This window comes from Sinomonas humi (assembly GCF_000802235.1).
GTDB classification, from domain to species: Bacteria; Actinomycetota; Actinomycetes; order Actinomycetales; family Micrococcaceae; genus Sinomonas; species Sinomonas humi.
Map to the genome: position 1 here is coordinate 1 of NZ_JTDL01000108.1, position 2,039 is coordinate 2,039.

At 67.1% G+C, this 2,039-nt stretch carries 4 protein-coding genes; 2 read left to right on the plus strand and 2 right to left on the minus strand.

Annotation, left to right across the window (positions count from 1 at the left end):
- The first annotated feature begins 244 nt into the window (after positions 1–244).
- Both LK10_RS10615 and LK10_RS22840 read left to right on the plus strand, forming a co-directional pair.
- Positions 245–562 (plus strand): hypothetical protein, encoded by a 318-nt coding sequence (locus tag LK10_RS10615; protein ID WP_052207203.1) that lies wholly within the window; start codon positions 245–247, stop codon positions 560–562.
- Positions 563–863: 301 nt separating this feature from the next.
- Entirely contained in the window at positions 864–998 is a 135-nt protein-coding gene (locus tag LK10_RS22840) for a hypothetical protein (protein ID WP_269429503.1), read from the plus strand.
- A 147-nt stretch (positions 999–1,145) separates the two neighbouring features.
- Here LK10_RS22840 and LK10_RS22845 read toward each other — a convergent pair whose 3' ends face one another.
- Positions 1,146–1,268: a hypothetical protein gene (locus LK10_RS22845; RefSeq protein WP_269429504.1), complete on the minus strand. Its 123-nt coding sequence runs from the start codon at positions 1,266–1,268 to the stop codon at positions 1,146–1,148.
- Positions 1,269–1,473: 205 nt separating this feature from the next.
- Positions 1,474–2,039, minus strand: a 566-nt coding sequence (locus LK10_RS22275; RefSeq protein ID WP_197061910.1) for a hypothetical protein, incomplete at its 5' end; no start/stop codon positions are given.

Here is a 2,039-nt window from a genome sequence, read left to right on the forward strand (position 1 = left end):
CGCCCGGAACGACGGCCCGAACCCTGCTCCTCCCCCACTGCCCCACCGCCCTTCCATGCCCAGCGCAGCGACCCGCACCCGCGGGCCACAGACGCCAGTCTGTCAAAGCACCCGGCCCCTGCCGGGAGCGACACACCGGTTATGGCACATAACCGTCTAGCTTGCTCCGCCGGGCGGCACCTGAGTGCTTGAAGCCAGCGTGTCCTCCACACGGGTATGGATGGCTGTGGTTACGGTGGGTCCCATGGCCACCTCACTCGACGCCCAGAAGATCGAAGCTGCCCTCCGCCAGCGCCTCGACGCCCGCATGGACTCCGTCCGCGCCCTCGTCCGCTCCCGCCAGGAGCTCGACGACGCCAAGGCCGCCCTGAAGGCCGCCGAGGACGAGGACGTCCGGCGCTGGAACGCCGCCCTCATCGCCGGCTGGACCCCCGAGGAACTCCGCGCCGCAGGGCTGACGGAACCGGAGAAGAAGGCCCGCGTCCGCAAGCGCGCAACACGCCGGAACACCACCGAGCAGGCGCCCTCGCCCGACGCCGTGCCCGTCGCGCAGCCCGCGTAGCCTCTCGCCCACCTGTGCACAGCGAAAGCTCCATTCGCTCCGCGGCTTTCCCTGCACACAGGATGGACGACAGGAACCACCCGACCGTCTGCGCACAGCCGCCAGGTCACCATTGCCTCGGATCGTCGCCGGTGCGGCCGGCGCCCGTGCACAGACTCCCCCGGCCGCTGGTCACCACACAGGCCCCCGGGGTGCGGCTAGCGTCCTCGGCTGACGTCCCTCTGCGGGGCCGGCCGGTAGGCCCTGGCGCCGTCGTCGGAGGATGCCCTGATGCTCCGGCCCGGGGCGGGAAGCTGGCAGCGTGCAGGCTCGCCATGTCGGCCCGCTCGAGATCCGTCTGCGCCTCGGGAGCCGGCCCCTGCTCGGCGTGCGCGGCGATCGCGGCATCGACCCGCTCGACCTCGGCGCGCGCGGCGGCGAGGGCCTCGGCGCTTGAACGGCCGGCCGAGCATGAACTCGGCCTCGACGATCTTCGCCTCCGCCTCATATGCCCGCTCGAGTTCGCAGCTGCCCACTCCCTGAACTCGACCCCAGCGAGGTTGCCGTGGTGCGCGCGCTCGAACCGGGCCAGCCGTGCGTGCTCCTAGTCGGCGTTGGCCTTCTCCAGCACCAGCGGGTTGCCGGAAGTGGTCGCCTTGGCCTGGGCGAAGGAGAGCATATTGTCCCCGATGTCCTCGAACTCCCGCACGACGCGACGGTCCTTCATGATGGCATTGAGAAACGGCTCTCGCGCTCCAGACCCTGCCACATGAACCAGTCGACGAACGACCCGACCGTGACGAACTGACGAGGCGCACCTCGCGGCCTGGTTGCCCTGACGGATGAGCTACCTCGAGGTGCTTTCGGTCAGCTCGGGCTCCCAGCCCCTCGCCCGACTCGTGGTACCAAAAGTGCCAGTTGCGTCGCCCCTCTCACGACTCTCCAACGCATCCGGGCTGATCACAGGATGGAGGCACGATCTGGTTCCGCTTGTTAGATGGAATGGTCCGGTGGGCCACCCAGACGCGCTCCAGGTCCACCCTCTTTGCCGAGTCCTTCATTGCCCGCAGCGCATTATCCGAGTACCGCATCAGGCTCGTGCCACCAAATACAAATCTATGAGAGTAGTGATCGTCGTTGGCCTCGAGACCCAGATGACGTCGCAGCGCCACAGCCCTACTTCGAGGAACTCCCGCCCTGTCGGCTAGGTCGTTCGGTCCCATGTAGAACTTTTTCTCGAGGTCCACAGTTCTGATCGCCGCGGCGTCGGCATTTGGGTCAGCGGTGTAAGTAACAGGCAAGCCTCCTGTCTTTACCAAACGCACCTCCACCGTCAACCCCGCGCCTTGAACATCAGATGAGAAGCCAGTCAGCTTGGGAAAGACCTGTTGGCGCTCTTTCCCTTCTCTGATGCCCCGAGCGACCCGTCGAACGTCTGCCTCACTGATCTCAGCCGCATCGGGGTCTGCCAGTGCCTCCGTAGCGAGAAGCGATCTGA